This is a genomic window from Thioclava sp. F28-4 (assembly GCF_002020045.1).
GTDB classification, from domain to species: Bacteria; Pseudomonadota; Alphaproteobacteria; order Rhodobacterales; family Rhodobacteraceae; genus Thioclava; species Thioclava sediminum.
Map to the genome: position 1 here is coordinate 67,802 of NZ_MPZQ01000012.1, position 16,274 is coordinate 84,075.

The 16,274-nt window shown below is 63.1% G+C and carries 16 protein-coding genes; 13 read left to right on the forward strand and 3 right to left on the reverse strand.

From position 1 onward, the window contains the following. Positions 1-571: 571 nt before the first annotated feature. From BMI87_RS18895 to BMI87_RS18905, 3 genes are all read right to left on the reverse strand, one after another. Positions 572-1,384 (reverse strand): hypothetical protein, encoded by an 813-nt coding sequence (locus BMI87_RS18895; RefSeq protein ID WP_078523094.1) that lies wholly within the window; start codon positions 1,382-1,384, stop codon positions 572-574. A 413-nt stretch (positions 1,385-1,797) separates the two neighbouring features. Next, positions 1,798-2,514 carry a GntR family transcriptional regulator gene (locus tag BMI87_RS18900; protein ID WP_078523095.1) on the reverse strand — a complete coding sequence of 239 codons (717 nt, stop codon included), beginning with the start codon at positions 2,512-2,514 and terminating at the stop codon, positions 1,798-1,800. Beyond that, positions 2,511-3,881 carry a formimidoylglutamate deiminase gene (locus BMI87_RS18905; protein WP_078523097.1) on the reverse strand — a complete coding sequence of 457 codons (1,371 nt, stop codon included), beginning with the start codon at positions 3,879-3,881 and terminating at the stop codon, positions 2,511-2,513. Before BMI87_RS18905 ends, BMI87_RS18900 begins: the two co-directional genes overlap by 4 nt. A 72-nt stretch (positions 3,882-3,953) precedes the next feature. Between BMI87_RS18905 and hutI the strand changes: the two genes are divergently transcribed. The 13 genes from hutI to tnpB all read left to right on the forward strand — a co-directional run. Then, positions 3,954-5,132, forward strand: a complete 1,179-nt coding sequence (gene hutI / locus BMI87_RS18910; RefSeq protein WP_078523098.1) for an imidazolonepropionase — start codon at positions 3,954-3,956, stop codon at positions 5,130-5,132. Next, positions 5,126-6,646, forward strand: a complete 1,521-nt coding sequence (gene hutH / locus BMI87_RS18915) for a histidine ammonia-lyase (RefSeq protein ID WP_078523099.1) — start codon at positions 5,126-5,128, stop codon at positions 6,644-6,646. The genes hutI and hutH overlap by 7 nt, the downstream gene beginning before the upstream one ends. Beyond that, a complete protein-coding gene (gene hutG / locus BMI87_RS18920) occupies positions 6,643-7,452 on the forward strand; it encodes an N-formylglutamate deformylase (RefSeq protein ID WP_078523100.1) in 810 nt (269 codons plus the stop codon). Before hutH ends, hutG begins: the two co-directional genes overlap by 4 nt. Further along, a complete protein-coding gene (locus tag BMI87_RS18925; protein WP_078523101.1) occupies positions 7,449-8,642 on the forward strand; it encodes a CaiB/BaiF CoA-transferase family protein in 1,194 nt (397 codons plus the stop codon). Before hutG ends, BMI87_RS18925 begins: the two co-directional genes overlap by 4 nt. Beyond that, complete coding sequence (locus BMI87_RS18930) at positions 8,639-9,781, forward strand: acyl-CoA dehydrogenase family protein (protein ID WP_078523102.1); 1,143 nt, start codon at positions 8,639-8,641, stop codon at positions 9,779-9,781. Before BMI87_RS18925 ends, BMI87_RS18930 begins: the two co-directional genes overlap by 4 nt. 22 nt (positions 9,782-9,803) lie before the next feature. Beyond that, a complete protein-coding gene (gene hutU / locus BMI87_RS18935) occupies positions 9,804-11,498 on the forward strand; it encodes a urocanate hydratase (protein ID WP_078523117.1) in 1,695 nt (564 codons plus the stop codon). Further along, on the forward strand, positions 11,495-12,043 hold the full coding sequence (locus tag BMI87_RS18940; protein ID WP_078523104.1) for a HutD family protein: 549 nt from the start codon (positions 11,495-11,497) through the stop codon (positions 12,041-12,043). The genes hutU and BMI87_RS18940 overlap by 4 nt, the downstream gene beginning before the upstream one ends. Positions 12,044-12,143: 100 nt before the next feature. Next, complete coding sequence (locus BMI87_RS18945; RefSeq protein ID WP_078523105.1) at positions 12,144-12,956, forward strand: transporter substrate-binding domain-containing protein; 813 nt, start codon at positions 12,144-12,146, stop codon at positions 12,954-12,956. Between the two features lie 67 nt (positions 12,957-13,023). Continuing rightward, positions 13,024-13,671, forward strand: coding sequence for an amino acid ABC transporter permease (locus BMI87_RS18950; RefSeq protein WP_078523106.1), 648 nt, complete (start codon positions 13,024-13,026; stop codon positions 13,669-13,671). Further along, complete coding sequence (locus BMI87_RS18955; RefSeq protein ID WP_233243235.1) at positions 13,671-14,330, forward strand: amino acid ABC transporter permease; 660 nt, start codon at positions 13,671-13,673, stop codon at positions 14,328-14,330. The genes BMI87_RS18950 and BMI87_RS18955 overlap by 1 nt, the downstream gene beginning before the upstream one ends. Before the next feature lie 3 nt (positions 14,331-14,333). Beyond that, a complete protein-coding gene (locus BMI87_RS18960) occupies positions 14,334-15,128 on the forward strand; it encodes an amino acid ABC transporter ATP-binding protein (RefSeq protein ID WP_078523108.1) in 795 nt (264 codons plus the stop codon). Between the two features lie 429 nt (positions 15,129-15,557). Further along, a complete protein-coding gene (locus BMI87_RS22960; protein WP_256376247.1) occupies positions 15,558-15,971 on the forward strand; it encodes a transposase in 414 nt (137 codons plus the stop codon). Then, the coding region (gene tnpB / locus BMI87_RS18970; RefSeq protein ID WP_146681679.1) for an IS66 family insertion sequence element accessory protein TnpB at positions 15,971-16,274 on the forward strand (304 nt) is incomplete at its 3' end. The genes BMI87_RS22960 and tnpB, both read left to right, overlap by 1 nt.

The window sequence follows — 16,274 nt, forward strand, 5'->3', positions numbered from 1 at the left end:
GCGAGAGGAGTCCGGCGGCCCTCAGCATCGACACCAGGGTCGCGTTCTTCTTTCGCCAACCGTCGTAGACCTCCCGCTCGGCGCGCGCGGCCGCGAAGGTCGCCAGGACCTCCGGCGTTTCAGGGCCAATCGTTTTCTCCACGACCCGGTCCCCGATGCGGCGCCTCGACACCCAATAGCCCCGACCGGACTTCTCGATCCGCATGATGGACCCAGGGACGGAGAGGGATGGCCGGGCCCGGAACCTCTGCATTAGCTCATGAAAGGCAGTCTGGATCGGGACCGGGAGATGCTCCATCAGGCATTCCTACACATTATTTTACTTTGTGTAGGAAAGCATGGCTCCCTTGGCCCATTACGACAGGTGCCCGAAGGTCTTTCTGTCCGCCGTAGCCCTCGCCGCAACTGTCGTCTCCTGGCTTTAAAAACTAACGAGTCTGGAGCCTAGGGTATTGCGGTGCAGCAACCGGTGGGCAGACTTGGCAAACGCAGGCAGCGGAAGGAGAATGCGAAGCCTAGCCCAAACACCGAAATGCAGTCGGCCCCAAGGCCGGATTTGCGCGCAAGAAGCTTAATGCTCCACCATAATGGCCCGGATTGTATTTGGGAGAGCTTCAGGCGGCTCTCCGATCAAGACGGGTTCGTGACCATCCCTTTTGATCGCTGCGACAAGCTGGCCGGTAGAGCGATAGAGTGCGATGGCAGCATGGTCAGTATTACACACATGCGGAAGGCAGCCCGATCCCACGATCCAATTGCCCTCCACTGTCATCTGCTGCGAGCCAACGGTCATGTATCGCCGCAGCATATCGAGCTGTGACCACGTCATTTCTCGCAGCAGAGTTGGTTCCATTTCTGCTGCGGTCAGGTATTCGTAGGGACTTTCGCCGATCCACGCGTCAGCGTTTCCTGCTGAATTCCGCGCCACCTTTGAGCTCTTCAGCCCTAAGACCTTACGGACGACGCTGTGACCGTCAAAGATGAAGGCCACCTGCCCTTCACTAGGGTCCATCGACGGCATGGTAAGCGTTACGGTCTCCGCGTCATGGCTGAGCTCATAAATTTCAGAGCAAGTTCCAAAGGTTTCCGTCAGCCGGAGATGACCGGGCGTCGTATCGAGCCAGGCATAGTTTGTAGGGCACGCAACCCCACCGCTGGCCACACTGACGAGCACCAGACTTCCGACTTTCTCGATGAGGTCGCCATGGAAATCTCCGAGGGGAAAGCGCTTCCCCCCAACCTCTACGGATTTCATCTCCAGCTCCCCTCCGACAATACGCACGATGCCGGACGGAGAAAACATCTCTTCTCGCGCAGAGGCCGTCACTGGCGAAAGCGCCTGTGACAGCAGCACGGCAGCGAACAGAATTGAAATCGATTTCATGATTATGCTCATCCTCTATATTAATAGGGTTACCCATGCAGCGGTGAACCTGCTTTCTGACACCGGCCTCAAGTTGATCCGCCGCCTAGGTAACACACTTCCTAATGTGAATATGGTCCACAGGTTGCGAGGCCCCGGTCGGCGCAGGGATGGAAAAGATGACAAGCAGAGTCGTGCCAAACGCTTTCATCTGAAATTCTTTCCTGAAAGATGTGCTATTCCTGCCCCATGAATATGGCGAATTATTGACTCGATGATCAAATATTCACGTCGCTCGACCATCCATCTCTCTTAGCGCAAACGGCACAAAGTTCTCGCTTGCGCCGGTCGCAGTCACGCCGTGACCTCTGACCAGCCACCGGCTGTTCACCCAGTCGCGATTAAAGACAAGTGGACGTTTGATCCGCCCCCTTTCAGAGCTCCAGACGCATCCGATGGGACGGCGAGAAGGATTGCCGCGCATAGGTGATCGGTTGCGCATCGAGCCAGGTCACCCGGAGCATCGTAAGAACTGGATCGTCGGGCGCGCAGACAAGATGTTTTGCAGCTGCCCCAGCGGCTTCTGCCAGGAATTCCATCGTGCCGTGAGTATAAGGTGCCTGCCGCACGAGCCAGACATTCGGGCTGGTCTTGGACAAGTCCACGTCCTCGATCTCGGGCACGGTATCGAGCACGATCCAGCGATTTTCGAACATGTGCGGCACATCATCGGCCAGATGAAGGCTGCTGACATGGAGCAGGCGCTCGCTTCCCGACAGCCTCAGCTTCTCGCGCACCAGCGGCGGCGGAGCCTCGATCTTGCGCTCCAGCAAGCGGTATGCGTAGCGCGCCCCGCTGGCTTCGACCTCGGCATGGGTCAGCGGGATCGTGAGCGTGGCCTTGCGGCGCGGTGCTTCGCGCACCCGGGTGCCAGCCTTTCGGCGCCGGTCGAGAAAACCCGATGTCGCGAGATCGCGCAGCGCGCGGTTCACCGTGGCCCGCGCGCAGCCGAATTCTGCAGCGAGATCCACCTCATTGGGGATCAATTCGCCGGGCGCATAGAGCTGCGCGCGGATCCGCGCCATCATCTCGTCGCGGATCGACTGCCAGCTGATCGAATTGTCAGCCCCATCCTCTCTCGTCACCGTCATACCTCATACCCCAACCGCTTCGTAACACGCCCGTATGCCCGCGCGATCGCATCGCGTTGAACGTGACGCCCGTCCTGCACCACATGACGCCCCGCGGACCATACATCGCGCACCGCGCGATCATCACGCGCGAAAATCCAGGTATCGAGCAGGACGTCGCCGAGCCTCCCTTGACCGTCTGGCCCAAGGTCGTCAAGCGCGAGAAGATCGGCCCAAAGCCCCGTCGCGATGGCTCCGCTGGCGCGTCCTGCCGCCTGCGCCCCTCCCTCGACCGCCCCCTGAAACAGGACGCGCCCAGTCGAGCGGTCCGGATCGGCAAGCGCGGCACGCGAATGATCGCGCAAACGCTGGGAATATTCGAGCGTGCGCAATTCCTCGGTGAGCGAAATCCGAATATTGCTATCCGACCCGACACCGAACTCCCCACCTGCGGCCCGCCAGCGCACGCCGTCGAAAATTCCGTCTCCGAGGCTCGACTCGGTGATCGGACAGAGACCGGCCACCGCGCCCGTCGCAGCGAGCGCCTCGGTTTCTGCGGGCTGCATCTGGGTTGCATGGATCAGGCACCACCGGCGGTCGACCGAGGCATTCTCGAGCAGCCATTCAACGGGCCGCGCACCTGTCGCGGCCCTGACCTCCTCAACCTCGGCCTGTTGCTCGGCCAGATGAATATGAATCGGTGCATCGCCTGCAAGCGAGACCGCCGTCTCGAGCCCACTCTTGTCCACCGCGCGCAGGCTGTGCGGAGCGATCCCCAATCCGCTATCTGCACCAAGCTCTGCAACATGGCGACGCGCCCCCTCGACCAGACGCGCAAAGCGCTCGGGATCGTTGCCGAAGCGGTCCTGCCCCGAGACAAGCGCGCGCCGATCGAGCCCGCCATAGGTATAGAGCACTGGCAAAAGCGTCAGCCCGATCCCGGTCTGGGCCGCCGCCGCCGCGATCCGTCCGGCCATCTCGGCCAGATCTTCATAGGGCCGACCACCCGGAGCGTGATGCAGGTAGTGAAACTCGACATTGGTAGCGTAACCGGCCTCGAGCATCTCCATCTGAACGAAAGCCGCGATCGTCTGAACGTCATCCGGAGTGAGGCGGTCGAGGAACCGATACATCAGCCGTCGCCAGGTCCAGAAGCTGTCATGCGGGTCTGCGCCGCGCCGTTCGGAGAGGCCCGCCATTGCACGTTGAAACGCGTGGCTGTGCAGGTTGGCCGGAGCAGGTAGCAGGATTTCAACCCGCTTCGCGTCCTCGGGGCAGGTCGCTCCCGGTGCGATCGCGCCGATGCGACCATCCTCATCGAGGTCAATTCTTACCCGTTCCGCCCAGGAATTCGCCACCAGCGCCCTATGCGCCCAGATCGTCTGCATGGTTGCCCCTCCGTGTTGACAGGTTTTTTATGTGTAGACATATTAATCGCAAATCAAGCACGAATCGAGTTCATGACAGAGTTCACCCTCACCAATGCAACACTGGCCCCCTGCGACGGAGCCACAGAGAACCGTGTCTTCTCAGGGTGGTTGCGTATTAAAGACGGGCGCATCGCAGAGATCGGGGAAGGCTCGACAGACGGCCAGGACCTCGCCGGGCGGCTGGTCACCCCGGCCCTGATCGATTGCCATACCCATCTCGTATATGGCGGCAGCCGAGCGCGCGAATTCGAGCAACGCCTGGAAGGTGTGAGCTACGAGGAAATTGCGCGCAGCGGCGGTGGCATCCTTTCCACAGTCAATGCCACACGCACCGCAAGCGAGGACGATCTGGTCGCCTCCGCCCTGCCCCGTCTCGATGCGCTGCTGGCAGAAGGCGTGGCGGCGGTCGAAATCAAATCAGGCTATGGGTTGAGCGTTGAAGACGAGATCAAGATGCTGCGCGCGGCGCGTCGACTCGAAAAGGAGCGTCTCGTCCGCATCATGACGACCTGGCTCGCCGCACACGCTTTGCCTCCGGAGTATGCCGGGCGTGCGGAAGTCTATCTCGATGAAGTGGTCATCGCAGGTCTACGGGCCGCCCATGCCGAGGGACTTGTCGATGCGGTAGACGGGTTCTGCGAGTCGATTGCCTTTTCTGCCGAGCAGATGGCGCGGGTCTTCGATGTCGCGCAAGAACTGGGTCTCCCGGTCAAGCTTCATGCGGAACAGCTCAGCCACCAAGGTGGCACCCGGCTCGTCGCCGCGCGCGGTGGGCTCTCTGCAGATCACGTCGAATATGCGACCGCGGACGACGCCGAAGCGCTGGCACGCGCGGGCAGCGTCGCCGTGCTTCTGCCCGGGGCCTTCTACACACTGCGCGAGACCAGAATGCCGCCGATCGCCGAGTTCCGTGCAGCAGGTGCCGCGATGGCGCTCGCCACCGACTGCAATCCCGGGACCTCACCGCTCACGTCGCTCCTTTTGACCATGAACATGGGCGCGACGCTCTTTCGCATGACGCCGACCGAATGCCTCGACGGGGTCACCCGCCATGCGGCGCAGGCACTCGGCCTTGAGGATTGCGGACGGCTCGGCGTCGGTATGCGGGCAGACCTCGCGGTCTGGGACGTAACCGATCCCGCCGAGCTGACCTATCGGATCGGCTTCAACCCCCTTCACTGCCGCTACTTCGGAGGCCGCAAATGCTGACATTGATGCCGGGCGAGGTCACCCTCGAGCAGCTCGAAAACCTCTGGCGCACCGGCGCGGCCGCGCGGCTCGATCCGAGCACCGCGAGCGCGATCGCGACCTCGGCCGCACGGATTGCCTCAGCGGCCAAGGGCGAGGACGCCGTCTACGGGGTAAATACCGGCTTCGGCAAGCTGTCCTCGGTGCGCATCGCGTCCGAGGATACCGCAACCCTCCAGCGCAACCTGATCCTGTCTCACTGTTGCGGCGTCGGCGATCCCCTGCCGGTGGAGACGACACGTCTCATGATGGCGCTAAAGCTACTCAGCCTTGGACGCGGCGCCTCGGGGGTTCGTCCCGAAATCATCGCTCTGATCGAGGGTATGCTGGAGCACGGCGTCACGCCGGTTGTGCCTGAACAAGGCAGCGTCGGCGCCTCGGGCGACCTCGCACCGCTCGCACATATGGCCGCTGTCATGATCGGCGAAGGGGAAGCCGTGTTCGAGGGCCAGCGACAGCCCGGCGCGGATGCGCTTACCGCTGCAGGTCTCTTCCCGATAACGCTCGGCGCAAAGGAAGGGCTCGCGCTCATCAACGGAACGCAATTTTCAACCGCACTTGGGCTTGTGGGTCTCTTCCGCGCGATGACCTGCCTGCGCACGGCCATCGTGACCGGCGCGATGTCGACGGATGCGATCATGGGGTCGACAGCGCCCACAAGGGCCGAAATTCATAGCCTCCGCGGTCATACGGGCCAGATCGAAGTCGCGAAGGCGATGCGCGAACTGCTCGACGGCAGCGAAATTCGCGAGAGCCATCGCGAAGGGGACGACCGGGTGCAGGATCCCTACTGCATCCGCTGCCAGCCGCAAGTGACCGGTGCTGCACTCGACCTGTTACGCTTCGCCGGCCGGACCCTGATCACCGAGGCCAACGCAGTGACCGACAACCCGCTCGTGCTCTCCGATGGCACGATCGTGTCGGGAGGGAACTTCCACGCCGAGCCCGTAGCTTTCGCTGCGGACCAGATCGCGCTGGCCGTTGCCGAGATTGGCGCGATTGCGCAACGTCGCATTGCGCTAATGGTCGATCCCGCGCTCAGTTTCGGGCTGCCGCCCTTTCTCACACCTCAAGCGGGGCTCAACAGCGGCTTGATGATCGCCGAGGTGACCACTGCAGCCCTGATGAGCGAGAACAAGCATCTCGCCGCCCCATGTTCGGTAGACAGCACACCAACCAGCGCCAATCAGGAGGACCATGTCAGCATGGCAGCCCATGGCGCACGGCGCTTGATGCTGATGACGCGCAATCTCTCGGTGATACTCGGAGTGGAGGCGCTGTGTGGCGCGCAGGGCATCGAGTTCCGCGCGCCCTTGGTGACATCCGCCCCGCTCGCGCGAACAATCGAGGTCTTACGGCGCCATGTCGAAACGATGGGCGCCGATCGCTACCTCGCTCCTGATCTCGAAAAGGCCCGCAGGCTAGTTGAAGACTCGACGCTCGTCACCGCTGCCGGACTGGGGGTCGCAGCATGAGTTCGATCGCCCCGGATCCCGTCGAAATCACCGAAGGAGAGAGCCCCGTCATCCTTGGTCTTCCCCATACCGGAACCTGGGTTCCTGCGGACGTGCGAGAGGCGCTCAATGACCGTGGCCGCGCACTGGCGGATACCGACTGGAATATCCACGAGCTCTATGCAGGGCTTCTGCCGGGCGCGACCTCGGTGCGTGCAACCTTCCACCGCTATGTGATCGACGCGAACCGCGGCCCCGAAAACGAGAGCCTCTATCCCGGGCAAAACACGACCGGGCTCGTTCCGCTCACTGATTTCGATGGCGCGCCGATCTGGACGACAGAGCCAGCCGCTGAGGAGATCACCCACCGGCTCGCTGAGTTCCACACGCCCTATCACGCCGCCCTGCGCACTCAGATCGAACGGGTGCGCGCGCGCCACGGCGTGGCGATCCTCTACGATTGCCACTCGATCCGCTCGCACATCCCTTTCCTGTTCGACGGAAAGCTGCCCGATTTCAATATCGGCACCGCGAATGGCACCAGCTGCGATCCGCGAATCGAGACCGTGACGGCCGATATCTGCGCGCGCGCAGACGGGTTCAGCCATGTCATCAATGGCCGGTTCCGCGGCGGCTGGACAACTCGCAACTACGGCGAGCCTGAAAGCGGCGTCCACGCCATCCAGATGGAACTGGCCCAATCGACCCACCTCGCGGCGGAAGCCCCGCCTTGGGAAATCAGCGCCGGGAAAGCCGCACGTTTGCGGCCCCACTTGGGCGAGATCCTGCGCGCGCTCGAAATGCTGGCCCCGGAGCTTGTCGCATGAAACCGCTCGAAGGGCTTCGCATCCTCGACCTCACTCGTGTCCTCTCGGGCCCCTTCGCGACCGCCTTACTGGCGGATCTCGGAGCGCAAGTTATCAAGGTCGAACCGCCGCGAGGGGACGACTATCGTCATATCGGCCCGTTTCGCGACGGGGAGTCCGCGCTCTTTGCGCTGACGAACCGCGGCAAGAGTTCGATCGTGATCGATCTGAGAGCGCCCGAGGGACAAGAACTCGCGCGCCAGCTGGCCGGGCAATGCGATGTCGTGGTGGAGAATTTCCGCCCCGGTGTGGCCGCTCGATTGGGCCTCGATCCGGCGGAGTTGCGCAAAGAAAATCCCGGCCTCGTATATTGCGCGATCTCGGGCTTCGGACAGGACAGCCCGGCCTCCGGCCTGCCGGCCTATGACCTCGTAGTGCAGGCGATGTCGGGCTGGATGGATGCGACGGGCGAAGAGGCCGGTGGCCCGTTGAAGGTAGGCGAGGCCCTGGGCGACATAGCGGCCGGGCTCTACGCGGTGATCGCGATCCTTGCCGCGCTCGTCGGGAAGGAGAAAACCGGGCGCGGCGCGTCGCTCGACGTCGCGATGCTCGATAGTCTCGTCGCGATGCTGCCGACCAGCCATGCGGTGCATCTCTATGCAAGTCGCCCTGTGGAGCGGGTCGGGAACCGTCACCCCCTCTCCACGCCGTTCGGGGCGTATCGCACGCAGGACGGCCTCGCGATCATCGCGGCGCTGAGCGATCGCCAATTCACCGCGCTCTGCCAGGTGATCGGCGCTCCTGATACTGCGGAGGACCCACGCTTCCTCACCGATGAGACACGCACGCAAAACGAGCCGGCGCTACGCATGGTGATCGAAGGCTGGACCACCCGTCGCCCCACCGAAAAGGTTGTTGCGGCACTCGCCGAGGCGCAGGTGCCCAGCGCGCCGATCATGACCCTGGCCCAGCAACTGGCTTCGCACCACGCGCAGGCGCGCGCTCTCGTGCGCCAGCTACCGCACCATGCGCTCGGGGAAAGCCCGGTCGTGGGCCAACCCATCCGGTTCGAAGGCGCAGCACCACTCGCTGAGACTGGAGCGCCCGCGCTTGGAGGAGAGACCCGAAAGATCCTGCAGGAAGCCGGCCTGAGCGCCGCCCAGATTTCCCGGCTGATCGCGGCCGGCGTCGTAAAGGAAGCAAGCCAATGAGAGCCTTTGACCACCTTTTGAGCGCGGAAGAGCGACAGTTCCTCGACATGCTGGAGTGCTTCGCCCGCGACGAGCTTGTCCCTCGCGCAGGCGAGACCGATCGAACCGGAACGTTCGTCCATGATCAACTCGCTGCGCTGTCAGAGACCGGAATGATGGGAGCTAATCTGCCCGAACGCTGGGGCGGGACCGACATCTCGGCCCATGCGCTCTTCGAGGCGGTCGCGACGATCGCAGGCGGCTGCGGCTCCACCGTCTCGGCGCTGACGGCGCATTTCCTCGCGACCGACAGCCTGTTGCTCGGGGGCGATGATGCGTTACGCGCGCGCTTTCTGCCTGCCGCGGCCGAGGGGAAGATGCTCGGCGCGTTCGGCCTGACCGAACCCAATGCGGGGTCCGATCCCGCGGACATGCGCAGCCGCGCAGTGCGTCAGGGCGACGAATGGCACATCAAGGGCAAAAAGTGCTTCATCTCGAATGGCGGTGTCGCCGATTTCATTATCCTCTACTGCGTGACCGATCCACAGGCAGGTCACCGGGGAATCTCGGCCTTCGTCGTTGAGAAGGGCACACCCGGCCTCGTTCCGGGCCGAGTCGAACAGACAATGGGTCTGCGGGGCGGCCATGTCTGGGAACTCGATGTCGATGTCATGGTGCCCGATGCAAACCGTCTCGGCGAGGAGGGCACCGGCTTTCGCACCGCGATGAAAGTGCTCGACAACGGGCGCACCGAGGTGGCGGCGATGGCTGTCGGGATCGCGCGCTCCGCATTGGCCGCCGCCCACGATTGGGCCCGCGCACGCGTCATCGGGGGCGAGGCGCTCTCCAACCGGCAGGGCATCCAGTGGATGCTCGCCGACATGGCGACCGAATTGTCGGCCGCCGAACTTCTGGGCCATGAGGCCGCGCGCCAGCGACAGGCCGGAGAGCGGTTCACCACCGCAGCCTCGAAGGCCAAACTCTTCGCGTCCGAAGCCGCAGGGCGCATCACCGATCAAGCCTTGCAGATCCACGGCGGCTACGGCTTCACACGAGATTTCCCGCTCGAGCGGCAGCTCCGCGACCTGCGCATCATGCGCATATACGAGGGCTCCTCCGAAATTCAACGCAACATCATCGCGGGCCGGATGCTCGCCTGACCTGCCAAGAAGGACCGAAATGATGAACAACCCACGTCACAACATGCGCGACATCTACCCCGCCACCGGGACCGAGATCACCGCCAAGAGCTGGCTGACCGAGGCACCGCTGCGGATGCTGATGAACAACTTGCACCCGGACGTCGCCGAAAAACCGCACGAGCTGGTGGTCTATGGCGGGATCGGCCGCGCCGCACGCACCTGGGAGGATTTCGACCTGATCTGCGACTCGCTGCGAAAGCTCGAAGCGGATCAAACGCTGCTCGTGCAATCGGGCAAGCCGGTCGGGGTCTTCAGAACCCACGCGGATGCACCACGCGTGCTGATCGCCAACTCCAATCTCGTGCCGCACTGGGCCAATTGGGACCATTTCAACGAGCTCGATAAGAAGGGTCTGGCAATGTATGGCCAGATGACCGCCGGGTCGTGGATCTATATCGGTGCGCAAGGCATCGTTCAGGGCACCTACGAAACTTTCGCCGAAGCGGGGCGCCAGCATTACGATGGGGATCTGCGCGGCAAGTGGATCCTGACCGGTGGGCTCGGCGGCATGGGAGGCGCGCAGCCGCTCGCCGCTGTCATGGCGGGCGCTTGTTGCCTTGCGGTCGAATGCGACGAGAGCCGCGCCGACTTCCGCATCCGCACCAGGTATTGCGACGAGAAGACCCATTCGCTTGACGAAGCGCTTGCGATGATCGCCCGCTGGACCACCGCAGGCGAAGCGAAATCGGTCGCTCTGATCGGGAACGCTGCCGAGATCTTCCCCGAAATCCTGCGCCGGATGCAAGCGGGCGAGGATCTGCCGAACGGGCGTCCGGACATCGTGACCGACCAGACCTCGGCCCACGACCCCTATCACGGCTACCTGCCAAAAGGCTGGTCAGTGGCGCAATGGCGTGCGACCCAAGAGAGCGATCCCGCGAAGGTCTCGACCGCCGCCCGCGCCTCGATGCGCGAGCACGTGGCAGCTATGGTCGGGTTCTGGAACGCGGGCGTGCCGACGCTCGATTACGGCAATAACATCCGCCAGGTCGCTCAGGAGGAAGGGCTGGAGAATGCCTTCGCTTTCCCCGGTTTCGTGCCTGCCTATATCCGCCCGCTATTCTGCCGCGGGGTCGGTCCGTTCCGCTGGGCTGCACTGTCTGGCGATCCGCAGGATATTTACAAGACCGACGCGCGGATGAAAGAGCTGTTCCCTGAAAACGAGCACCTTCATCGCTGGCTCGACATGGCGCGCGAGCGGATCGACTTCCAGGGGCTTCCCGCGCGGATCATGTGGATCGGCCTCGGCGAACGACACAAGGCGGGCCTCGCGATCAACGAGATGGTGCGCAACGGTGAACTCAAGGCTCCGGTGGTGATCGGTCGCGATCACCTCGACAGCGGCTCGGTTGCTTCGCCCAATCGCGAGACCGAAGCGATGAAGGACGGCTCGGATGCAGTTTCGGACTGGCCGCTGCTCAACGCACTACTCAACACCGCATCGGGCGCGACCTGGGTCTCGCTGCACCACGGCGGCGGCGTCGGCATGGGCTTTTCGCAGCATGCCGGAATGGTGATCTGCTGTGACGGCACCGAAGAGGCCGATCGCCGGATCGAGCGGGTGCTTTGGAACGATCCGGCCACCGGGGTGATGCGCCACGCGGATGCGGGCTACGAGATCGCGCAGGACTGCGCGGTCGAGCATGGTCTCGACCTTCCCGGGATCCTGAAATGAAGCTTCTGAGCCGCAGCGAAGCGACAGCACAGCCATGGAAGAATGGCGGCGGTCGCACCTGGGAACTTGCGACCTTCCCCGAGGGCGCAGGTTTCGAGGGCATGCTGTGGCGCCTGAGCACGGCCGAAGTTGCGCGCGACGGGCCATTTTCGCGGTTCGACGGGATCGACAGGACGCTTACAGTGCTCTCTGGCGGGTCCATGGAACTGCGGTTTTCGCAAGGCGGCTTTGTTCGTCTCGATGCGTGCTCCGCCCCCCTCGCCTTTCCCGGCGAAGCCGCTGTAGATGCGCGCGTAAGCGAAGAGCCGGTAATCGATCTCAACATCATGACCCGGCGTGGCTCTTTTTCGCACCGGGTCGAACTGCTTGATGCCGGCCACCCCGTGCCCAAGCGCACCTTCGCTCTGTTTGTTCGCGAAGCCCCCGCTCGCCTCGGTGACCTCGAACTCGAGCCTGGCGCGGTTCTCCTCGCCGAAGACGACGATCTCGCGGGTCTGTCCGCCGATGGACCGATCTATGCGCTTACGCTGCGACGACATGATTAACTCCCCGGCGCCGACGCGGGTCGGCACCGGGGCCAACAGTCCGGTGCCACAAGGGGCACGGCGCCGGAGACAGAAAGCCCCGCCAACAGGAGAGAAGACTATGACCTTTTCCACCACGCTGAAATCCGCGCTGTTCGGTCTGAGCACAATTGCCCTCACCGCAACGGGGGCGCTGGCTGACGATCTGGCCGATATCAAGTCGGCCGGCAAGATCGTGGCCGCGACCGAAATGCACTACGCCCCCTTCGACATGCTCGATCAAGGCGAATATGTAGGCTTCGACCGCGACCTGTTCGACGAAATCGCCAAGGAGCTCGGCGTCAAGCCAGTCTACGAGGACCTGCCCTGGACCTCGATCCTCCCCGGCCTCGAAGTGAAAAAGTTCGATTTCGTGCTCGCGCCCGTCACGATGACGTCCGAACGAGCAAAACGCTACAGCTTCACTCTGCCCATTGCGGATGCGACGGTCGCCTTCGTGCAACGCAAGGGCGGCGAGATGACGAAACCGGCCGACGCCAAGGGCATGACCGTGGGCGTTCAAAAAGGCACCGCGCAGGAGAAACAGCTCGAAGCCTATAGTGACAAGATCGGCGGCATCACCATCAAAGGCTACGGCACCACCGACGAGGCATATGCCGACCTGATGACTGGGCGCCTCGACGCGGTCGCGGGCTCCGCCCCGCTGCTCAACTATCTCGCCAAGACGCGGCCCGATGACTTCGCCGTGGTCAACCCGCCTTTCGGCACGCCGACCTATTTCGGTTATGTCGCGCGCAAAGGGGAAGGCGACAGCCTGGTCGCCGCCGTCAATGACGCAATCAAGAAGATCGAGGCCGATGGCCGCATGAAGACGTTGCAGGAAAAATGGTTCGGCGCCGCGACCGACTTGCCCGAAACCATGCCCGAATTGTAATCGCCTCTATGACGGGCCGGTCACGCATCGGCCCGTCCTTCCCTTTCTCGCATTCACGGGGCAGGCCATGTTCTCCTTCCAGGTGATCATCGACAACTTCCCGGTCCTTCTGTGGGCCGCGCGCAATACACTCCTGATCTCGGTTCTGGGGTGCCTTGAGGGGCTGATACTCGGTGCAGTGATCTGTGCCGCCGCCCTGTCGGCACGACCGGGTCTCAGGCGGGCCGCCGCGATTTACGTGAGTTTCTTTCGTGGGGTGCCGCTGCTCATTCAATTGCTCGTCGCCTATTACCTTCTCCCGGTGATCGGGTTGAATGTGCCGGCACTGGTCGCTGCTGTTCTGACCGTGGGCCTCTGCGCCGCCGCCTATCTTTCGGAGGTGCTGCGCGGTTCGCTCAACGCGATCCCGAAAGGCCAAGCCGAGGCTGCTCTGGCGATCGGTATGAGTGAGCGCAACATCTGGATCCGCATCCTCCTGCCGCAAGCGCTCAAGATCGGGTTGCCATCCATCGTCAATGAGCTGATCCTGCTGGTGAAAGCCAGTTCGCTGGTGACCGTGGTTGGTATCGTCGAGATCACCCGGATGAGCCAGTCGGTCGCTGCAGCGACTTATCGCCCGCTCGAAATCTACCTTGCCGCCGCCTTCATCTATCTTGCGATCAACCTCGTGATCGCGCAGGCCGGTCGCGCTTTGGAACGGAGGCTCACTCTCTGATGTTCGAGATGCTCCAACATTACGGCCCGGACCTGTTGACCGGATTCGGCGTCACCTTGCTGAGCTGGACACTCGGCACGGTTTTCGGCCTCGCCCTGGGCTTCGTGATCGAGATCGTGCGGCGCTTTGGCCCCAGCTTACTTGGCTATCCGATCCGTGCTTACGTGGAATTCATCCGTGGCACCCCGTTCCTCGTGCAGATCTTCGTGCTCTATTACGGTGGCCCCCTGCTCGGCTTGCGCCTCGACGCCCTGCCAGCCGGGATCCTCGGGCTGACGATCTACGGCAGCGCCTATTTCACCGAGATCCTGCGCGCCGGTTTCGATGCCGTCCCGAAAGGACAGATCGAAGCCGCCCGCGCCATTGGCTTTGCGAACATGACGATCGTGCGCCGCATCATGGTGCCGATCATGATGGTCTCCGCCCTGCCCCCCATGGTGAACTTCGCGATCATTCTCACCAAGGAAACGGTGATCCTTTCGATGATCACCGTGCCCGAAATCATGTTCCAGACCCAGACGATGATGAGCGAGACCTTCGCCTTCTTCACCCCGATCCTGATTCTCGCTTTGTTCTTCTGGGGCTTCGTCGAGCTGATCTCGCGGCTCGGGCGGAGGCTGGAGCGCCGTTTCACCTATTACTTGCTTGATCGGAGCTGAACGATGACCCAATCCAGCCCTGCCCCCGCCGCAGCCCACCTGCGCAACGTCTCCAAGTTCTACGGCACGTTCCAGGCCCTGCGCGAGGTCAGCCTCGACATTCCGCCCGGCAAGGTGACCTGCTTGATTGGCCCTTCGGGCTCTGGCAAATCCACCCTTCTGCGCTGCATCAACTTCCTGGAGGAATACGACAGCGGCGAAGTGCGCATCGACGATCAACTGATCGGTTACGAAACACCGGGCGGCAAAAAGATGGCCGCACGGCAATTGCGAGAAATGCGACGCGACATCGGCATGGTGTTCCAGCAGTTCAATCTCTGGCCGCACATGAGCGCACTTCAGAACGTGGCAGAAGGGCTGGAGCGTGTGCGCGGCCTGTCCCGCAGCGAAGCCCGAGAGCGGGCCCGCGAAGCGCTGAAGAAAGTCGGCTTGGCCGATAAGGAAGGCAACCATCCCAGTCATCTCTCCGGCGGCCAGCAGCAGCGCGTAGCGATCGCCCGGACGATCGCGATGGAACCGAGGATTATGCTCTTCGATGAACCCACGAGCGCGCTCGATCCCGAGCTCGTCGGCGAGGTGCTCGCGGTCATGAAGCAGCTTGCGGCCGAGGGCATGACGATGGTCGTCGTCACCCACGAGATGGGCTTTGCTGCTCATGTCGCCGACCGCGTCGTGTTCATGGAACGCGGAGAAATCGTCGCATCAGGTTCGCCCCGCGAGGTGTTCGACGCCCCCTCCGACCCGCGGCTCGCAAGCTTTCTGCAAGGTTACCGCGAACGAAACTCGCTGGATTTCTGAGTCGGTTCACCGGGGGCGAAGTTTGCGTTCGTCCGGGCGCGCGCAAACTGCCTCCCCCAGACGCAGCCCATTTTTCTATTTTGGCGAGGCTCCTGCGGGCGGCCGCCGCCGACCTAGCCAGCGCGAGCTAGGCGCTTGTGGAGCGCCTCGATCGTCCGTCGCTATCACAGGCAGGCCAGTTGCGCCCATAAGGACAGGGTGAGGCCCCAGGTGCTCGTTCAACGACATACCAAACTCGAAATGCATATCATCGAGCACTTTAAGCACCGGGCCCGCAGGTGCTCGTTCAACAGCACGGGGGTGCTCGTTTCGCGACATGCCATGTCGTTGAACGAGCACCCCTACGTAAGCGGTGTCTGAGCGGCACGTTGTCTGCGCCGGCGCGGACTGCGAGGTGATACCCATCTCAAGATGGGAGTGCGTTTCGCAATGGATGTTCAGACTGCGTTTCTCAGATCGCTGGGAGTTGAGATCTTCGAGAGCGGGCACCGCCGGTGGCCGGAGAAGGTGAAGGCACAGGCTGTCGCGGAGACACTTGAGCCGGGCGCGACGGTCAACGCCGTGGCGGCGCGTTACGGGATGAAGCCGAACCAGTTGTCGGCGTGGCGATGCCTGGCCAAAGAGGGCAAGCTGGTCCTGCCCGCCGCCGAGATGTCGGATGAGCCGACGGCCTTCGCGCCGGTTGTCCTGTGCGAGCCGAAGCCCCCGCAGGCGCCGCAGCCCTCGGGGCGGTCGGACGACAGTCTGCGTCTCGTCTTCGGTGACGTGACGATCGTGCTTGCCGCCGACACCCCGGCAGTGCGGATTGCCGAGATCGTCCATGCGCTCGGGTCGTCCTCGTGATGATGCCGTCCCACACCGTCCGTATCCTCGTGGCGACCCAGCCGGTCGACTTCAGGAAAGGCCACGACGGTCTCGCCGCGCAGGTCGCATCGGTCCTGAAGGAGGATCCGTTCACTGGCACCGTGTTTTTGTTCCGGGCGAAGCGTGCAGACAGGCTGAAGATACTCTTCTGGGACGGCACCGGGCTGGTGATGGCCTACAAGCGGCTTGAGGATAGTTCCTTCACTTGGCCGGCGGTTCGGGACGGCGTGATGACTTTGAACCGGGCGCAGTTCGAGGCCCTGTTCGCCGGGCTCGACTGGC

Coding starts and splice junctions, on each gene's coding strand:
- BMI87_RS18895 (WP_078523094.1), bottom strand. CDS start 1,384: ATGAAATCGATTTCAATTCTGTTCGCTGCCGTGCTGCTGTCACAGGCG.
- BMI87_RS18900 (WP_078523095.1), bottom strand. CDS start 2,514: ATGACGGTGACGAGAGAGGATGGGGCTGACAATTCGATCAGCTGGCAG.
- BMI87_RS18905 (WP_078523097.1), bottom strand. CDS start 3,881: ATGCAGACGATCTGGGCGCATAGGGCGCTGGTGGCGAATTCCTGGGCG.
- hutI (WP_078523098.1), top strand. CDS start 3,954: ATGACAGAGTTCACCCTCACCAATGCAACACTGGCCCCCTGCGACGGA.
- hutH (WP_078523099.1), top strand. CDS start 5,126: ATGCTGACATTGATGCCGGGCGAGGTCACCCTCGAGCAGCTCGAAAAC.
- hutG (WP_078523100.1), top strand. CDS start 6,643: ATGAGTTCGATCGCCCCGGATCCCGTCGAAATCACCGAAGGAGAGAGC.
- BMI87_RS18925 (WP_078523101.1), top strand. CDS start 7,449: ATGAAACCGCTCGAAGGGCTTCGCATCCTCGACCTCACTCGTGTCCTC.
- BMI87_RS18930 (WP_078523102.1), top strand. CDS start 8,639: ATGAGAGCCTTTGACCACCTTTTGAGCGCGGAAGAGCGACAGTTCCTC.
- hutU (WP_078523117.1), top strand. CDS start 9,804: ATGAACAACCCACGTCACAACATGCGCGACATCTACCCCGCCACCGGG.
- BMI87_RS18940 (WP_078523104.1), top strand. CDS start 11,495: ATGAAGCTTCTGAGCCGCAGCGAAGCGACAGCACAGCCATGGAAGAAT.
- BMI87_RS18945 (WP_078523105.1), top strand. CDS start 12,144: ATGACCTTTTCCACCACGCTGAAATCCGCGCTGTTCGGTCTGAGCACA.
- BMI87_RS18950 (WP_078523106.1), top strand. CDS start 13,024: ATGTTCTCCTTCCAGGTGATCATCGACAACTTCCCGGTCCTTCTGTGG.
- BMI87_RS18955 (WP_233243235.1), top strand. CDS start 13,671: ATGTTCGAGATGCTCCAACATTACGGCCCGGACCTGTTGACCGGATTC.
- BMI87_RS18960 (WP_078523108.1), top strand. CDS start 14,334: ATGACCCAATCCAGCCCTGCCCCCGCCGCAGCCCACCTGCGCAACGTC.
- BMI87_RS22960 (WP_256376247.1), top strand. CDS start 15,558: ATGGATGTTCAGACTGCGTTTCTCAGATCGCTGGGAGTTGAGATCTTC.